Source organism: Ralstonia edaphi (assembly GCF_958350185.1).
In the GTDB taxonomy this organism is placed as follows: domain Bacteria; phylum Pseudomonadota; class Gammaproteobacteria; order Burkholderiales; family Burkholderiaceae; genus Ralstonia; species Ralstonia edaphi.
In genome coordinates, this window is record NZ_CATWHI010000004.1 from 335,165 (window position 1) to 352,509 (window position 17,345).

Here is a 17,345-nt window from a genome sequence, read left to right on the forward strand (position 1 = left end):
TCAGCCTCCCGCCTTGGTGTTGGACGACGTCGCCGCTTCGGTGGTCGCGGGTTTCCTTTCCACGCCGGCATTCGGCGGCTGGCTCTGCGGCGCGGCGCTGCTGTCGAGCTTCTCGACGCTGCCCTTATTGCCGCCGGGCGGCTTGCGGGTCTCGATGTACGTCTTAAGCGACATCACATCGCGCAGCACCTCGGTATCGGGCCGACCGGCAATGAAGTCATCCGGGTAGTAGCCGTAGTTGAGGGCACCGGCCGAGCGCAGCGCGCGCATCTGGTCACGCAGTTCGGTCGTCGGGATCGGCTTGTCCTGGTTGCGCCAGTCCACCGCCTGCAGCTCGAAGATGGTCTTCTTCAGGCCATCCTTGTGCTTGGCCACGGCGGCGGTCAGCTTCTTCATCCAGTCCTTCGGGTCCTTGGCTTCTTCCATGTACGGCATGGCTTCGAGCGCCACGTAGTCGTACGCCTCCAGGAAGTCGTCATAGTTCTGCGCCGTCCAGGTTTCGGCCTTCGGATCGAGCACCGGACCCGAAAAGATGTTGCGCGCGGTCAGCATGTCGCGGCCGTTCTGATAGCCCTGCGCCACCGAGATCAGCTCTTTCGAGAACGAGATCAGCGCAGCGGTCTTGGCCTTCGACCACTTCTGCATCAGCTCGGGCGACTGGCGGATCTTGTTGATATCGCCGGGCAGGCCCATGGCCTCGTAGGCCTTGAGCGCGGCGGGGCTGGCATCTTCGTAGTCGTCGAGCACGCCGTCGTCGTGGAACAGCACGCCGTCGATGATCGAGTTCTTGGCCAGGTCCTCATAGATGTCGCGGATCATCTGGCGCGCCTGCGGATCGAACGGCGACAGGCGCGGCGGCTTGACCGAGCCCGGCTTCTGCGGCGCACCGGGCAGCGACTGCACCAGATGCGTAGCCGCCGGGTTGTTGGCCGGCAGCTTGTACGACAGCATCGGCAGCCACGCGTACACCTCCACCTTGGCCCGCGTCTTCAACTGCCACGACACGCGCGAGAACAAGTCCGCACGCATCGGCATGTGCCGGTTCGGGAAGTACACCGCGTCCACCGCGCCGTTGCCCTTCGGATCGGCGAAGGCCTGCAGGTACACCACACGCGGCGCGAGGTCCTTGATGCGGTCGACCAGCTTGCCGAGGTTGGCTTCCTGCTGCTTCGGGTCCGGGTCATAGATGTAATCCATGTCGACCTGCACCACGCGCTGCACGGGGTTGATCTCGCCGTGATGCGTCACAGGCTCGCGCAGCGAGCGCTCGAGATCGCCGGTGTTGGTGTCGTAGCCCATCAGGCTCCGGCGGATGGCGGTGAGCGGCACATCCGGCGTATTCGGGCCCGGCTCCAGCGTAAGCATGTACTTCAGGCCCACGTTGGCGGCTTCCTGGTCGAGCATCTGGTTGTGGGCGCCATACGGCCACACCACCGTCTGCACCTTGGTGCCCACATTTTTCTGGATGAGGTCGATGCTGCGCTGCAGGTCGTCGCGCACGCGCTTGCGGTACTCGTCGTCGGTTTCGTACCGGCCCAGCTTGGGCAGATATTCGTGCGTGGTGGCCGCCGGCATCTCGTTGCCCTGCGGATTGCCCAGCGCGCCGTGGTGCATATCAGCCGTGTGCGTGGCGAACTCGGCCAGGCCCGAGGCCTGCATCTCGCGGATCTGGCTCCAGTTCATGAAGAAGTCACGCGGCACGATCTGCGTGTTCGACAGCTTGATCTTCGACCCCTGCGGCGCATTGGTCCAATCCGTCACGAGTCCGAACACGGCCGGGAAACGGAACTGCTTGAGCAGCGGAAAGACCTTCGTGTAGTGGCTTTCATAACCGTCGTCGAACGTCAGCAGGATCGGGCGTTTTGGCAGCGGCTTGCCGCCGTGGCGCGCCGCATCGATCTGCGCGAGCGTGACGGGGTGATAACCGTTGGCCTGGATCCAGCTGAACATGTTCGTCAGCATCTTGGTGTCGACGGCAAACCCGTCGGGCAGCGTCTCGAAGCTGGCGCGCAGGTTGTCACGGATGTCGTGAAAGCACAGCACGCGGAACGTCTTGCCGTCGTCCGGATCGGGCTTGGGCAGGAAATCCACCTGGACGGCGCCGGCGGGGCGAACGGCGGCCACGATGGCCAGCGCCACGGTCAATGCCATCCAGGCGATGAATCGTCGCAACGACGGTTGTCGGAGAGCTTGCATGGGCATCACAGCGGAATGTTGAGGTTCAGGTACAGGAACTTGCGGTTCTCGGGCTGGCCGTCGTAACGATGGCGGCCAAAGCCGATGCCGTAGGAAACCTGCGTCTTGCGATTGATCTGCCACACGTGTTCCAGCCGCGCTTCCATCATCGGGCTGTTGCCAAACGACTGCTGGTTGTACACGCCGCCGGTCAGGTACAGGCGCTGCGTGAACGACTTGTCTGCATAGCGCCAGGGCGTCCACGACCAGATGGCGGTGGCCGTGCCGCTGTAGTCGCGCGACGGCGTGAAGTAATTCAGGCCAGTCATGGTGTTGGTGCTGGTATCGGCCCCCAGCAGCACACCGACCGTATGGCGCGGCGAGGTGAATACCTGCTGATAGAAGTTCGCCGCCCAGCGCTTGCGCAGGTTGTCGTCGGTGTAGCGCGACACGCCGTACGTCAACGAGGCGTAGCGCGTTTCATCCCATGTGTAGCGCACGTTGCCGCTCAAGGTCTTTCCAGTCACGCCCACCTGGTACGCCTTGTAGGGCACCTCGAGGTCGTCGTTCGTGACCATGCCCGACACCTTCCAGTGGTCGCTCGGGATCCAGGTGGCATCGAGCGTGCCGCCGGTCTTGCCTGCAGCGCCGACGGACTGGTGCACCTCGCCGTTCACTTCGACGCCGGTGTCGAACCACTGCAAGCCCGCGCCGTTGCGCACGCGGCTCTGCGATGCGCCGTCAAACTGCGCACGGCCCGCAAAGTTGTGGAAGAACAGGCGATAGTGATCGGCAAACGGTCCGCTGTAAGCCTTGGTGCTGATGCCGTATTCGTTGTTGGCGAACACCGAATTGCCCTTGTCCGCCGTGGATTCGATGATCAGCTGTGGGCTCTGGTAGACATCGAGATCCTTGCGCAGCGCACGCACCGAACCGTTCTCCGGAAAGCGCTCGTCCAGCCCGTTGGCGACATCCTTGGCCGTCTTCAGGTCGTCCACCGCCAGCGACGCACGGCCATAACCCGCCACCACGCTCAGGTCGTCGGGGTGCTCGGCCAGCGCCGTCTTGTACATGTCGCGCGAGCGATACGGCTCGGTCTGCACCATCGCACCGTCGGCCCGTGCGCTGACGAGCGACGCGGCAAACGGCGCTTCGTGGCGCCACTTGTCCAGCTCGGCAATGCCCTGGTGCGTGCGGCCCGTCAGGATCAGGTACTGCGCTTCCAGGCGCTTGATGCGCGAGTAATCGGGATTGGGCGTGCCGGCTTCCGGCGCCAGGCGCACGTATTCCGGGTTGTCGGCCTTCATCTTGTCGAGCAGCGCGCGGGCGTCTTCAAAACGGCCCGTATCCAGCATGGCGTAGAACAGGCCTTCCTGGACGTCGCCGGTTTCGATCTCGCCGGGGCTCGCGTCCTTGAGCGCGCGGGCGTAGGCATCGGCAGCCTTGTCCGGCTTATCGAGATACGCATAGGCATCGCCCGCGGCCACGCGCGTGTAGGCGGGCACCTTGCCCGTCTGCGCCATGGCCTCGTAGCGCTTGACGGCGTCTTTCATGCGTCCGCGCGAAGCCAGCGCCACCACTTCATCGGCCACGATCTCCTGGCGGAACTCAGCGTTCTCGGGCGTATCGGGCACCTTCTTGAGCAGCGCCTCGATCTCGGCCACCGCCTGATCGATGATGACGAAACGCTCGGGCCCGTTGATCACTTTCAACTGCTGCCGCCCCCAGCGGATGCGCTGTGCGGCGGCGGCATGGTCGACGTGCCACGATTCGCTTTCCTTGAACCAGTCTGGATGCTCGCGCAGGTGCTCTTGCGCCAGCGTGGCAGCGCCCTCGCGCGACTCGCGCATGACCTCGTCGTGAAAGGCTTGGCGATCGGTCGGCATCGGGCCGACGGGCGCGTTGTCGGGAGCATTGCCGGCGGTATGTGTCGCGGCGGCATTGGCCGCTTCCGGCGACACCTGCAGCGGTTCCAGAGCGCCCGGACCCTGAGCGCTCGGGCCAGACGGCACGACCGGGGCCTGTGCGGCAGGCTCCGGCGCCGGAGCGCCCGGCGGCAGGATCACCGTAGGCGACGGCGATGCAGAGGGGGGCGCCGAAGGCGCGGCCTGAACAACAGGCATGGGCGATGCGGCGGCCGGCGCGGCAGGCGACGTCGTGCCGGCCGCGTCTGCAGGCGGCACCGCCTGTTGCGCCACCAGCAGCGTGTTCGCCGGAGACGCCGGCACCTCGTCACCGCTGCCGGCGACGACGGTGGTGGAGGCAAACGCGACGGGGCCCTTGGCCGCGGCGTCGGTCAATTGCGTATCGATCAAGCGGCGCGTGGCCGCGTTGGAAGCATCGTCGGCCGCGGCGTGCGCGATCATCGGCACCGTGCCGACCACCACAACGGTGGCGGCAGCAATAGCGCAGCGGCGGGGATGCCATGCCGCGGCCGCGCTGGTGCGCTCGGCCGGCAGGCTCCAGGAGAGTGGCTCGTGGGTTGTCATTGTTGTCATGTCCAGTGGGCGGTGCGTGCGAGCGCACGCGATCCGCATTGCATGAAGGGCTGCCTGGGCTGAGTCAGCCGAGGCGCGCCGTACCGTTGGCGGTGCGCACCGGGGCGCGCAACGGCTTGGCAGGCGTCACGCTGCCGCTCACGCCACCAAAGGCGCGCGTCATGGCGGCCCAGCGCGATTCAGCGCCCAGTTCAGCGCCCGATGCGGCCACCGTTGCGGTGGTCCGGTCGGACGCTCCCGTCTGGGGGGATGAAGACGCCATCACCGCGTCGCGGGCCGGTGCGCCGGCCTGGAGCGGGGTCGGTATGCGTGCAGCGGTGTGCACGAACACGTCTGCGTCTTGCGCATCGCCAGACACCTGGACCGATGTCTGCGCGGATGCAGCGCCAATGGCGGCGGCAGCCCCGCCCTGCAGTTCCAGTGGAATACCCAGGCGCATGGCGGCGTACACCGCTTCGCTCTTGTTGCGCACGTTCAAGCGTCGATACAGCGTGCACGCGTGCGTCTTGACGGTGGCTTCGGAAATGCCCAGCAGGCGCCCAACGCCCTTCACGGAGTGCCCGCGCGAGAGCAGCACCAGCACTTCGTACTGCCGTAGCGAAACATTCAGCCGCTGCGCCGCCTCCGATGCATCCAGCGAGAGCATCGGCATGGCCGCACCGGCCGCGCGCGGTATCAGGGCCGGATACGACTGGCCGCCGGCCAGCACGAGCCGCAGCGTTGCGAGCAGGACTTCCGGCGATTGCGATTTGGCGCAGTAGGCGTCCACACCGCACGTCATGGCGACGTGCGCCTCTTCAGCAGACAGGCTGGCGGCGAGCAGCACCACGCGGCTGGCCTCGCTCGTGTCGATGGCCTCGCGCAATTGAGCAGCGAGTTGGCCAGCGTCGATCGGGCCGTCGGGCTCGTCCAGGCCGATGACGAGCAGGTCGGCACGCTCGTCGCAAGCATGCAGTTCGCCAGGGATGCCAGAAGGCAATGCCGGGGCGACGACCTCCAGGCCGAGGGTGGGATGCGCGAGCAACTGCGCAAGTCCGGCTCGTAGCAACGGATGATTCTCCAGCAGGACTGCTTTCATGGTTTCCTCGTTTTCTTGTGAAGCGATTCCGGTCAAGCGCGCACAGGCCTGCCGTTGCGGGCGAGCACGCAAATGACCGTCGAAACCCCGGGACCGTCCGAGAGAAGCGCCCTGCCACCGGCGATGTGCCGGCTCTGGAGAAGCGAAGTGCGGATGCCGTGGGGACCGTGGGGTCGTGGGGACCAATCCGGTTCCGGATCCGCTTATGGGAAAAACTGTTCTGCACGTGGCGGGACTGCCTTGCACATGCAGAGTGACCGGACGACATAGAGCAAGCATCGGGCCACCTCCGTGCAGCGCAACATCTGCTTACACTTGCGGCACAAACGCCGGGGTGCAGAACCGAGGCATAACCCGCTGTGGCAAAGGATCGCCGGGCAGTCGCCACAATTGGTGCGATGCCGCAAATTGATGCAATTCTGTAACGATTCAGTTACGAATCTGCGGGGGTGTGACGACCAACCCCATCATGCCGTCAGCTGTCCACTGAACGTTTTTACAACCTGTTTTAAAACTTACCGAGCGGATGCTGCAGGCGGCACATCACCGGGACGCCGCACGCGGGCAGATGACCGATGCGCCGCTTTAGGGCTTATGGCGCATGGCAAAAAGGAAGAGGCTGTCGATGGCGCCCACCATGAAGATGAGGCCGGCAGCCGTGTGCAGCATCCAGGCACCGTCAGCAAACGGCAGTTGGATCGACGTGTGCGGAATGGCCGCCACCGCGCCTGCGGCCACCGACATGCGCACCACCGGCACCCACCAGGCGCGCTTGGCGGGCGGCGGATCGTCGCGATGTCGCGGCGCGGGGTCGGGTGTCGAACAAGGCATGCGGGCGGGGCGAGAAGTGATGGCCATGCTGCATTGTTGAACACAACCGATCGAAGCGAAACAGAAAACAGCGCCGTGCAATGCCCGCAATTCCCCTAACTGAAGCTGCCTAGGCTGTGTGCGCGGCCAAGTGCGCCAGGTTCTCCAGCATGTCGGCCGTCATCTCCGCCACACCGTATTCAGGCTTCCAACCCCAGTCGCGCCGGGCGACCGAATCGTCGATGGAATTCGGCCAGCTTGCCGCGATCGCCTGACGGAAATCCGGCGCGTAGGCCACCTCGAACGACGGACGATGCCGGCGGATTTCCGCCGCCAACTGCTCCGGCGTAAAGCTCACGCCCGCAAGGTTGTAGCTGCCGCGCTCACTGATGCGCTCGGCCGGGGCCTCCATCAACTCGATGGTGGCGCGCACGGCGTCGGGCATATACATCATGGGGAGCGCCTCGTCGTGCTCAAGGAAGCACGTATAACGCTCGCCCTTCACGGCCGAGTGGAAGATGTCGATGGCGTAGTCGGTCGTGCCGCCGCCAGGCGCGGTCTTGTATGAGATGAGGCCCGGATAACGCAGGCTGCGCACATCCACGCCGTGGTGCTCGAAATACCAGCGGCACCATCCTTCGCCCGCCAGCTTGGAGATGCCGTAGACGGTCTTGGGCTCCATGATCGTGCTCTGCGGCGTGTTGTCCGCAGGCGTGGTGGGCCCGAACGCGGCAATCGAGCTGGGCCAGAAGATGCGCTCGAGCTGATGATTGCGCGCGGCTTCCAGCACGTTCAGCAGCCCGTTCATATTGAGCGCCCAGCCCCAGGTGGGCGACTGCTCTGCTGCGGCCGACAGCGCGGCCGCCAGGTGATAGATCTGCGTGATGCCGTGGCGCTCGATGATCTCGCGCAACTGGCCGCGATCGGTCACATCCAGCGTTTCGTGGCGAATCTGCGGATGGCGGCCGCGGGGCACCATGTCGCTCGTCACCACGTTGCCGTTGCCGTAGCGCTCGGCCAGCGCGGCGGCCAGCTCCGTCCCCAACTGCCCGTTGGCGCCGATGATGAGGATGCGCGGCGCCGTTCCAACATTCGCGCTCGTACCAGTGCTCATCAGATGATCCCCAGTTCCTTGCCGGCGGTTTCAAATGCCTTGAGCGCCGCATCGAGTTGCGCGCGCTCGTGCACCGCGCTGATCTGCACGCGAATGCGCGCCTGCCCCTTCGGCACCACCGGGTAGAAGAAGCCGACCACGTACACGCCCAGTTCCAGCAGACGTTTGGACAGCACCTGCGCCTTCTGCGCGTCGTACACCATGATCGGCACGATCGGATGGTCGCCTGGTTTGATATCGAAACCCAGTTCGACGATCTTGCGGCGGAAATACAGCGCGCTGTCTTCCAGCTTGTCGCGCAGCGCGGTGTCGGCTTCCAGCAGGTCGAGCACCTTGATGGTCGCCCCGACAATGGACGGCGCCACCGTGTTCGAGAACAGATACGGCCGCGAACGCTGGCGCAGCAGTGCCACCACTTCCTTGCGCGCGCTCGTGAAACCGCCCGACGCGCCGCCCAGGCCCTTGCCTAGCGTGCCGGTAATGATGTCAATCTTGCCGAACACGCCGCGGTGCTCGTGCGACCCGCGACCGCGCTTGCCGAGAAAGCCCGTGGCATGGCATTCATCAATGCCGAGCAGCGCGCCGAACTCGTCGCAAATAGCGCGGATCTCATCCAGCCGCGCGATGGTGCCGTCCATCGAGAACACGCCATCGGTAAACACAAGCTTGAAGCGTGCGCCCGCCGCATCGGCCGCCTGCAATTGCGCGCGCAGGTCGTCCAGATCGTTGTGCTTGTAGCGATACCGCTGCGCCTTGCACAGGCGGATGCCGTCGATGATCGACGCGTGGTTCAGTTCATCGCTGATGACGGCGTCTTCCGCGCCGAGCAGCGTTTCGAACAGGCCGCCGTTGGCATCGAACGCCGAGCCGTAGAGGATGGTGTCTTCCGTGCCGAGAAATTTGGCCAGCCGCCCTTCGAGCGTCTTGTGCAGATCTTGCGTGCCGCAAATGAAGCGCACCGAGCTTAGGCCAAAGCCATGCGTGTCGAGCGCTTCGTGCGCGGCCTTCAGCACCTCCGGGTGCGACGACAAGCCGAGGTAGTTGTTGGCGCAGAGATTGATGACCTCCTTGCCGTCAGCCGTGCGGATCACAGCGCCCTGCGGCGAGGTGATGATGCGCTCGGTCTTGTAGAGACCGGCTTCCTCGATCGCCTCCAGTTCGCGGCGGATGTGCGCGTAGAAGGCGTCGGTGGAAGCATTGGCTTGCGTTGTCCCCATGGTGCTGCTCCTGTAGACTGCGTTGATCGATAAATCGAACAAGTTCGATATATCGAATAATTCGTTCAATTTACAAGATACCAACCGATGGCACAAGCCCCCGCCACCGATGTCCTCGCCGACGGCCCGCCCGCCGTGGGTGCCAAGCTGCAAGCGCTGCGCCAGGCGCGCAAGCTCTCGCTCGATGAACTGTCGCGCCGCGCGGGCGTGTCCAAATCGATGCTCTCGCAGGTCGAGCGCAACCTGGCCAACCCCACCGTCGCCGTGCTGTGGCGCTTGGCCACCGCGCTCGGCGTCGGGCTCGCGGATTTCCTCTCGCCTGAAGGCGCGGCCGATGCAGCGCCTGCGGTGACTGTCATCCCCGCACACTCCATCCCAGTCATCAAAAGCCCGGATGGCAAGTGCGAATTGAAGATTCTTGGCCCCGTGGACCTGGCGGCGCGCTTTGAATGGTATGAACTGGCGATTCAGCCCGGCGGCGTGCTGGCGTCAGAGCCGCACGAGCTGGGCTCGAAGGAGCACATCTCCGTGCTGAGCGGCACGGTGACGGTGCAATCCGGCGCGAGTGAGAAGAAGGTGCGGCATGGGGAATCGGCGCGCTACCCGGGGGATGTGCAGCACGCCATCTCGAACGCCGGCAAGACGATGGCGACGGCATTGCTGGTGGTGGAATACGCGCAGCAGTAGGCGCCGCGGATTGACGCTGCCTAGGCTGTCTGCAGTTCGGGCGCACGCCACACGCGTGGCAGCAGCATCCCAAGCATCAGCCCGCGCAGCGCCATGAACCCCAGCATCGACAACCACAGCCCGTGGTTGCCCCACAGCGGTTGCAGCGTGATGGACAATCCCAAGAACGCGGCGGCCGCTACGGCCATCGTCACCAGCAGTTCACGCGTGCGGGTCGCGCCGATGAACACGCCGTCAAACTGGAAGCCCCATACCGACACGACGGGCAGCAGCGCCGCCCACACTAGATAGTGGCGCGCGGCTTCGCGCACGGCAGGCTGATCGGTCAGCACGCCGATGATGCCGGCACCCGCCAGCGCGTACACGGCCGCGAAGAGCCCAGCGCCAAGCACCGACCAGAACGTCGACACGCGAACCGCCATGCGCAGCGCAGCACGGTCGCGCGCGCCCATGGCGGCACCCACCAGCGCTTCGGCCGCATGCGCAAAGCCGTCCAGCCCGTAGGCCATGAAGGTCAGGAAATTGAGCAGCAACGCGTTGGCGGCCAGCACCACATCGCCCTGCTTCGCGCCCGCATGGGCAAACCAGCCGAAGGAGGCCAGGAGGCACAGCGTACGCAAGAAGATGTCGGTGTTCAGTCCCATCAGGCGGCGCCAGGCGTCACGGGCGAGGAGTTCGGCGCGGGTCAGCGGCGCCAGGCCCGTCGGCCGCTGCAGCCAGAGCAGCAACATGCCGAGCCCGAACCCGGCAATGTCGGCCAACGCCGTTGCAGCGCCGATACCGGCAACACCCATCCCGGCGGCTAGCACCAGGCTCAGCACCGCAACCATGTTCACGGCATTGATGAACACTTGCAGCAGCAGCGCCCGCCGCACCTGCTGGCGGCCGAGCAGCGTGCCGAGCACGACGTAATTGGCCAGCGCAAACGGCGCCGACCAGATGCGCGTGTGGCAATACACCTCTGCCATGCGGGTGACGGATTCGCTCCCACCCAGCAGCGCCAGCGTGATGCGGATGGCCGGCACCTGCAGCACCAGCAATGCCGCGCCAATGGCAAGGGCCAGCAGCAGCGCGCGCACCACGCTCGCTCGCAACGCCTGTGTGTCGCCGGCGCCGTGTGCCTGTGACACCAGCCCCGTGGTGCCCATGCGCAGGAAGCCAAACCCCCAGAAGACGAAGTTGAAGAAGACCCCGCCGAGGGCCACGCCGCCGATGTATTCCGGCCCCGGCAGATGCCCCGCCACGGCCGTATCCACCGCCGAGAGGATCGGCTGCGTCAGGTTGGCCAGCACGATGGGAAACGCCAGCGTCAGCACGCGCCGGTGCCACTGCGCAGGTGACGCAGGTGCAACCGAAGTGGCGAAAGAGGACTCCATGGGGAGAAAAAACTGCGAGGAACGATGAAAAAGGCGGTGCAACCGCTCACGATTTCGCTATCATTGCGCCCCATTGCGGGCTCCGGAATCGGGCGGCAAGTGCGGCACCCCGCACAACGTCGCCGATGACTATACGCGAATCCCCCCGGAAGGCAGACACCGTGTTCTGTCTTTCATCGCGGCCGGACGGGTGCGGTTGATGCTACGCGTCAGCCAGCACACGCATGTCCTGGGCTGGTGACACCCACCACATAGGACGGCGGGCGGCGCCCAAACAGCGTCGCCTCGGTAGAACTAAGCGGACTGGTAAGCAAACCGCGATGCCCTGTCGAACTTCCGACTCGCCGGGGCGGAGACTCCTCTTGGAAAAAAACGTACAACGCAATCTCGGCGCCTGGGCACTGATGCTGACTGGGCTGGGCTCGATCATCGGTTCGGGCTGGCTGTTCGGCGCCGGCCACGCTGCAAAGGTGGCAGGCCCCGCTGCCATCTTCACCTGGATCATCGGCGCCGTCGTCATCCTCGCCATTGCCCTGACGTATGCCGAACTGGGCGCGATGTTCCCGGAATCGGGCGGCATGGTGCGCTATGCGCGCTACTCGCATGGCTCGCTGGTGGGTTTCGTGGCAGCCTGGGCCAACTGGATCGCGATCGTCACCGTCATCCCCATCGAGGCGGAGGCATCCATCCAGTACATGAGCAGTTGGCCGTGGCCCTGGGCGCAGTCGCTCTTCCAGCACGGTGAGCTGACGCCGCCGGGCCTGGTGCTGTCGGCAGTGCTGGTCGTGGTGTACTTCCTGCTGAACTACTGGGGCGTGAAGGTGTTTGCCAAGGCGAACAACGCCATCACGATCTTCAAGTTCATCATTCCGGCCGCAACGGCGGTGGCGCTTGTTGCAGCAGGCTTTCACCCGGGCAACTTTGGTGGCAGCTCGGCCGCGAATGTGGCGGGACAGGGCTTTGCGCCGTACGGCTGGTCTGCGGTGCTGACCGCCATTGCCACGAGCGGCATCGTGTTTGCGTTCAACGGTTTCCAGAGCCCGATCAACCTGGCGGGGGAGGCGCGCAACCCGGGCCGCAACGTGCCCATCGCGGTGATCGGTTCGATCCTGCTGGCGGCGGTGATCTACGTGGCGCTGCAGGTGGCCTTCCTGGGCGCCGTGCCGCCCGAGTCGCTCGTCAACGGCTGGCACGGCATCGACTACCACTCGCCGTTCGCCCAGCTCGCGATTGCGCTGAACCTCAACTGGCTGGCGATCGTCTTGTACATCGATGCGTTCGTGAGCCCGTCGGGCACCGGCAGCACGTACATGGCCACCACCACGCGCATGATCTACGCGATGGAGCGCAACAACACCATGCCGGCCATCTTCGGTCGCGTGCACCCGCTGTTTGGCGTGTCGCGCCCGGCCATGTGGTTCAACCTGGCGGTGTCGTTCATCTTCCTGTTCTTCTTCCGCGGCTGGGGTGCGCTGGCGGCGGTCATTTCGGTGGCGACGGTCATTTCGTACCTGACCGGCCCGATCAGCGTGATGTCGCTGCGCCGTACGTCGCCGCAGCTGCATCGCCCGCTGCGTCTGCCGGGGCTCTCGCTCGTCGCGCCGTTCGCGTTTGTGTGCGCATCGCTCATCCTGTACTGGGCCAAGTGGCCGCTGACCGGCGAGATCATCGTGCTGATGCTGGTGGCCCTGCCCGTGTACTTCTACTACCAGGCCAAGGCCGGCTGGCCCGACTTCAAGACGGAACTCAAGGGCGCGTGGTGGATGATCGCCTACCTGCCGACCATCGCCGCGCTGTCGTACTGCGGCAGCACGGAGTTCGGCGGCCACGGCTACATCCCCTACGGCTGGGACATGGGCATCGTCGCAGTGCTTTCGCTGTTCTTCTACCACTGGGGCGTGGCCAGCGGCTGGCACACGCGCTACCTGGACGAGGTGGACAGCGTGCACGAAGAAACCGAAGTGCGTGACCGCAAGCGCGCCGCACGCGAAGTCCCGCAAGGCGCCTGACGCCACGGTTGCACGCTGCAAAAAAAAACGCCCGACCGGTTCTGCCGGCGGGCGTTTTTTCTTGTCTGCGGGGCTGTGAGATCTGCTCAGCTGTGTGCGCTAGACTGCGCCGCAATCCCCAGGACTTTGCGTACAACCTCACGCCATTTCATTTGCCCATGACTCGACTCCTCGGCCTGATCCTGATCGCGCTGTCCCTGAGCGCTTGCAGCAAGAAAGAAGAATCCGGCCCGGGCGGCGGTGCATCGCCCGCGATGATGGCTGCCGCACCGGCGCCCGCAGCTGCGGAAAGCGCCAAGATGGCCGATCGCGCCGAGCAGCGCTTTCTCGCCTACGAACACCGCGTCTCATTGGAAGTCGACGCGCCGCAACTCGAGCGCCTGTACCGCGAACTGCAGGACGCCTGCGTGAACGAAGCCACATGGCACTGCACGGTCATGGATGCCAGCATCCAGCTCGAACGGGACCAGCGCGGCGGTACCGCCCATCTGAATCTGCGCGCCAGCCCGGAGGGCGTGCGTGCCATGCGCAAACGCCTGGCGGACAGCGGTGGCGTCGTCAGCCAGGGCACCCACGTAGACGACCTCGGCCAGCCGATTGCCGAAGTCGGCAAGCGCCTCGAGATGCTGAAGAACTACCGCGCGAGCCTGCTCGACCTGCAGCGCAAGGCGACCAAGGTGGAAGACCTCATCCTGATCGCAGAAAAGCTGGCGGAAACGCAATCGGAACTGGAGGTCGCTACCGGCCAGAACACGCACCTGATGGACCGCGTGAACCGCGAGGTGCTGTCGATCGATCTGAGCACGCGGCAGACGGTAGCGCGCAGCCTGTGGGCGCCCATCGGCAATGCGTTCCGCGAATTCCTGCCTTCGCTGGTGCGAGCCAGCGCGAGCGTGATCGAGGCGGTGGCTTACCTGCTGCCGTGGGCGATCGTTCTGTCGATCGTGGTGGCGCTGTTCATCAAGCTGCGGCGCAAATGGCGCCAGCGCAAGTCGACCCAATGAGCCATCGCGCGTGGTGCTAGACCGTGGCGGGTTGACCTTGTGGCTCGCCCACCGCCACGACGGCACCTTGCACACGCTCCACCGCTTCGAACAGCGCGCGGATGTTTGCCGCCCCAAACCCACGCGCGCCCTGGCGCTCGATCAGCTCAAAAAAGAACACCGGCTCCGCCGTGCGCGACGGCGCCAGGAATGACTGCAACAGCAGGCCATCGGTATCGCGGTCGGCCATGATGCCAAGGGCCAGCGCTGCGTCGCGCGGGACCGGGCAGTGCCCGATGCGCGCCAGCATGGCGTCAAACACTTCGGGCATGGAGCCCGCGAAGTTCACCTCGTGGCGTTTGAGCGCGAGGCTATGCGCCAACAGTGCAGGCACACGCAGCGCCAGGTGCTGGATGCCCGCACCGCCGTGCACGTCGACAAAGCGGTGCAGTTGCGTCCTCTGGCTGCTGGCGGTAGGCGCAGAGAGCACGAGCTTCACGCTGCCGCTGGCGTTCTGCAGCACCGTGTTGATCATGCCGAGGCTGCGCGTCTGGATGTGCTCCGTTTGCGTGACATGCAGGCCAAAGCCCGCTTCGTAACGCGCAACCGTTGCGCCCATGGTGCCGCAAGGCAGGCACAGCGCGAGGTGGTCCAGCCCGTGCGCTCCATCGAAGGCAGCATCGCCGGCCGCTGCGTCGTGCTCGACAAACGTGTGCGTGACATGGCCGATTCCGCCCACACGCGCCATGCGCACAGGGCGCTCCCCAGCCGGCGTAGACACGACGTCCCAGTGCGGCGGTGCAAGATCGGCAGCGCCTGCACGCACGGCACGGCCATGCGCGACGGCAACGTCATCGACCGCGAACATCACGTCATTGACGATGATTTCGTCGGCACGCGGCGCATCGGCGCGACCTTGCTCGACCCGCAACCACGCATCGCCGCGCATCTCGCCCTCACCGCTCGCGGGGGCGTGCAGCGTGCGCAGGAAATCGCCGGACCAGCTCGGGCCGCTGACCGATACCGATGCCACCGACGCAATTGTCATGACCGTCTCCTGACGCAGCAGTGGCGTCGTGTGGGGGATTGGGAAACCGCCTGCCGCTTGAGTATCGAAACCCGACGGCACCAGGCAACTACGGGCGCGCGTATGCCAATGTCTCCGGCGCTGCCGGCACACACGGCTTCTCGGGGCACATGCGATGCACGCCACGCAACGGCCTCAGTGTGAGAGCCATGACAGGCACCGCGTACTACGTGGATTGGGCGAACGGCTGGCAGGTGCTACGAAGCCATCACGGAAACTCGATGGAACGCACGGGCCCCGAACATCGCTGCGGTGGCGCGCGACCTGGCGTGGCGCAGTCTTGCGCGAGCAGTCAGGCGACGCTGCTGCGAAACAGCAGGCTCCGCCTTAGTCTGAACTGGCCTTGATGAAATCGATGAACGCCCTGAGCGGCGCCGGAACAAGGCGCCGCCCCGGATAGTAGAGATACGGCCCCGGGAACGGCCGCCACCAATCCTCGAGCACGGGTTCGAGCGCACCGCTCGCCAGGTGCGGACGCAGCCAGTCTTCATAGAGATGGACAACGCCCACGCCGGCCAAGGCCGCATCCACGACAAGATCGGTCGCGCCGCCAATGCGAACGAGCAGCGGGCCCGACGGCTCTACCCGAACCACTTCACCATCGCGCTCGTATTCCCACGGCGGCATCGCACCGCTTGCAAACTTGCCGCGCAAGCAGGCGTGGTCGAGCAGTTCGCGCGGATGAGCGGGCCGGCCGCGTCGATCGAGATAGCGAGGTGCCGCTGCCGTGGCGAACCGTTGGGATCGCGGCCCGATCGGCACGGCGATCATGTCCTGTTCGAGCCGCTCGTCATAACGGATGCCTGCGTCGAAACCTGCAGCCAGGATGTCGACAAAGCTCTCTTCGGCTACGACCTCCAGCTGTATCTCGGGATAGGCGTCGAGAAAGCCGGGGATGATGGCAGGCAGCACCAGCCGCGCGGCGCTCATCGGCACATTGAGCTTGAGCGTGCCGGCGGGTCTTTCGCGGAAGCTGTTGACGACATCGAGCGCGGCTTCCACCTCGCTCAAGGCGGGCCGCAGCCGGCCCAACAGACGCTGCCCAGCTTCAGTGGGTGAGACGCTGCGCGTCGTGCGGTTCAGCAGGCGCACACCGAGCTGCGTCTCCAACCGCCGCACCGCCTCGCTCAGCCCGGATGCGCTCGCGCCCATCAGCCTTGCGCCTTCGCGGAAGCCCTTAGCCTGCGCCACCGCCACGAAGGCATTGAGGTCACCCAGATCGACTTTCATTGTTCGCCTTTTCGCACAACCCGTGCGGATTATGTCCCCTTATCGCGCACCGCGCTTGCGCCTACTCTGCCGTCATGCCCTTTTCTTCTTCGATCTTCAACACAGGAGTGTGACCATGTCTCTCATCGTTCAGTCCGACACGTTTTCCATCGGCGGCCACCAGGTGCACCGTCTCGGCTATGGCGCCATGCAGCTCGCCGGCCCGGGCGTCTTCGGCCCACCCAGGGATCGCGACGCGGCGCTCGCCGTACTGCGCGAGGCGGTGTCGTCGGGCGTCAACCATATCGACACGAGCGATTTCTACGGCCCGCACATCACGAATCAGTTGATCCGCGAAGCGTTGCATCCGTATCGCGACGACCTGCTCATCGTCACCAAGATCGGTGCCCGGCGTGACGCGAAGGGCGCGTGGCTGCCGGCGTTTTCTGCGCAGGCGCTGACCGAAGCGGTGCACGACAACCTGCGCAACCTCGGCGTGGAGGTGCTGGACGTGGTGAATCTGCGGATCATGTTCGACACGCACGGCCCCGCCGAAGGGTCGATCGAGGCGCCCCTCACGGCCCTGGCCGAACTGCAACGTCAGGGGCTGGTGCGGCATATCGGGCTGAGCAACGTCACGGCCAACCAGATCGCAGAAGGACGGCGGATCTGCGAGATCGTCTGCGTGCAGAACCACTACAACCTCGCCCACAGAAACGACGACGCGCTGATCGACACACTGGCCAGCGACGGCATTGCATATGTCCCGTACTTCCCGCTGGGTGGGTTCAGCCCGCTGCAGTCGTCCACGCTCAACGATGTCGCAGCGCGGCTGGGTGCAACACCGATGCAGACCGCGCTCGCCTGGCTGCTGCACCGGTCGCCGAACATTCTCGTGATTCCGGGCACCTCGTCGGTCGCCCACCTGCGCGAAAACCTCGGCGCCGCGGCGATGACGTTGCCGGAAGATGCGATGCGCGAACTCGACACCGTCGCACATGCCTCGCACCTGGCGGCGTGATGCTGTGCATGGCGCCGCCGCGCAATGTCAGCAGGAGCACCGGTCGATTCTGCTCAGGTGCTGCACTATCATTGCCGACGA

Annotated in this window: 13 protein-coding genes; 4 read left to right on the plus strand and 9 right to left on the minus strand. The window is 65.4% G+C overall.

The window, feature by feature from the left end; all coding sequences use genetic code 11:
* The 6 genes from pgaB to kbl form a co-directional block, all read right to left on the minus strand.
* The gene (gene pgaB / locus R2669_RS16410) at positions 1-2,151 is read right to left on the minus strand and encodes a poly-beta-1,6-N-acetyl-D-glucosamine N-deacetylase PgaB (RefSeq protein ID WP_316901484.1); all 2,151 of its coding nucleotides are present in this window, start codon (positions 2,149-2,151) and stop codon (positions 1-3) included.
* Positions 2,152-2,201: 50 nt separating this feature from the next.
* Positions 2,202-4,664: a poly-beta-1,6 N-acetyl-D-glucosamine export porin PgaA gene (gene pgaA / locus R2669_RS16415; protein ID WP_316901245.1), complete on the minus strand. Its 2,463-nt coding sequence runs from the start codon at positions 4,662-4,664 to the stop codon at positions 2,202-2,204.
* 73 nt (positions 4,665-4,737) lie between these two features.
* Positions 4,738-5,751, minus strand: coding sequence for a response regulator transcription factor (locus R2669_RS16420; RefSeq protein WP_316901248.1), 1,014 nt, complete (start codon positions 5,749-5,751; stop codon positions 4,738-4,740).
* Positions 5,752-6,336: 585 nt separating this feature from the next.
* A complete protein-coding gene (locus R2669_RS16425) occupies positions 6,337-6,609 on the minus strand; it encodes a hypothetical protein (RefSeq protein ID WP_261797232.1) in 273 nt (90 codons plus the stop codon).
* Positions 6,610-6,691: 82 nt separating this feature from the next.
* Positions 6,692-7,675, minus strand: a complete 984-nt coding sequence (locus R2669_RS16430; protein ID WP_316890597.1) for an NAD-dependent epimerase/dehydratase family protein — start codon at positions 7,673-7,675, stop codon at positions 6,692-6,694.
* Entirely contained in the window at positions 7,675-8,892 is a 1,218-nt protein-coding gene (gene kbl, locus R2669_RS16435) for a glycine C-acetyltransferase (RefSeq protein ID WP_316890595.1), read from the minus strand. The genes R2669_RS16430 and kbl overlap by 1 nt, the downstream gene beginning before the upstream one ends.
* Before the next feature lie 87 nt (positions 8,893-8,979).
* On the opposite strand from kbl, the gene R2669_RS16440 reads away from it, so the two are divergent.
* Entirely contained in the window at positions 8,980-9,579 is a 600-nt protein-coding gene (locus tag R2669_RS16440; protein WP_316890594.1) for a helix-turn-helix domain-containing protein, read from the plus strand.
* A gap of 20 nt (positions 9,580-9,599) precedes the next feature.
* Here R2669_RS16440 and R2669_RS16445 read toward each other — a convergent pair whose 3' ends face one another.
* Positions 9,600-10,955: an MATE family efflux transporter gene (locus R2669_RS16445; RefSeq protein ID WP_316901249.1), complete on the minus strand. Its 1,356-nt coding sequence runs from the start codon at positions 10,953-10,955 to the stop codon at positions 9,600-9,602.
* Between the two features lie 362 nt (positions 10,956-11,317).
* Here R2669_RS16445 and R2669_RS16450 point away from each other — a divergent pair, with 362 nt between their 5' ends.
* Together R2669_RS16450 and R2669_RS16455 are read left to right on the plus strand one after the other, a co-directional pair.
* Positions 11,318-12,964 (plus strand): APC family permease, encoded by a 1,647-nt coding sequence (locus R2669_RS16450; RefSeq protein WP_316901251.1) that lies wholly within the window; start codon positions 11,318-11,320, stop codon positions 12,962-12,964.
* Positions 12,965-13,122: 158 nt separating this feature from the next.
* A complete protein-coding gene (locus tag R2669_RS16455) occupies positions 13,123-13,968 on the plus strand; it encodes a DUF4349 domain-containing protein (RefSeq protein ID WP_316901252.1) in 846 nt (281 codons plus the stop codon).
* Positions 13,969-13,984: 16 nt separating this feature from the next.
* Here R2669_RS16455 and R2669_RS16460 read toward each other — a convergent pair whose 3' ends face one another.
* Entirely contained in the window at positions 13,985-14,995 is a 1,011-nt protein-coding gene (locus R2669_RS16460) for a VOC family protein (protein WP_316901253.1), read from the minus strand.
* 366 nt (positions 14,996-15,361) lie between these two features.
* Entirely contained in the window at positions 15,362-16,264 is a 903-nt protein-coding gene (locus tag R2669_RS16465) for a LysR family transcriptional regulator (protein WP_316901255.1), read from the minus strand.
* A gap of 115 nt (positions 16,265-16,379) precedes the next feature.
* On the opposite strand from R2669_RS16465, the gene R2669_RS16470 reads away from it, so the two are divergent.
* Complete coding sequence (locus tag R2669_RS16470) at positions 16,380-17,264, plus strand: aldo/keto reductase family oxidoreductase (RefSeq protein ID WP_316901257.1); 885 nt, start codon at positions 16,380-16,382, stop codon at positions 17,262-17,264.
* The last annotated feature ends 81 nt before the right edge of the window (positions 17,265-17,345 follow it).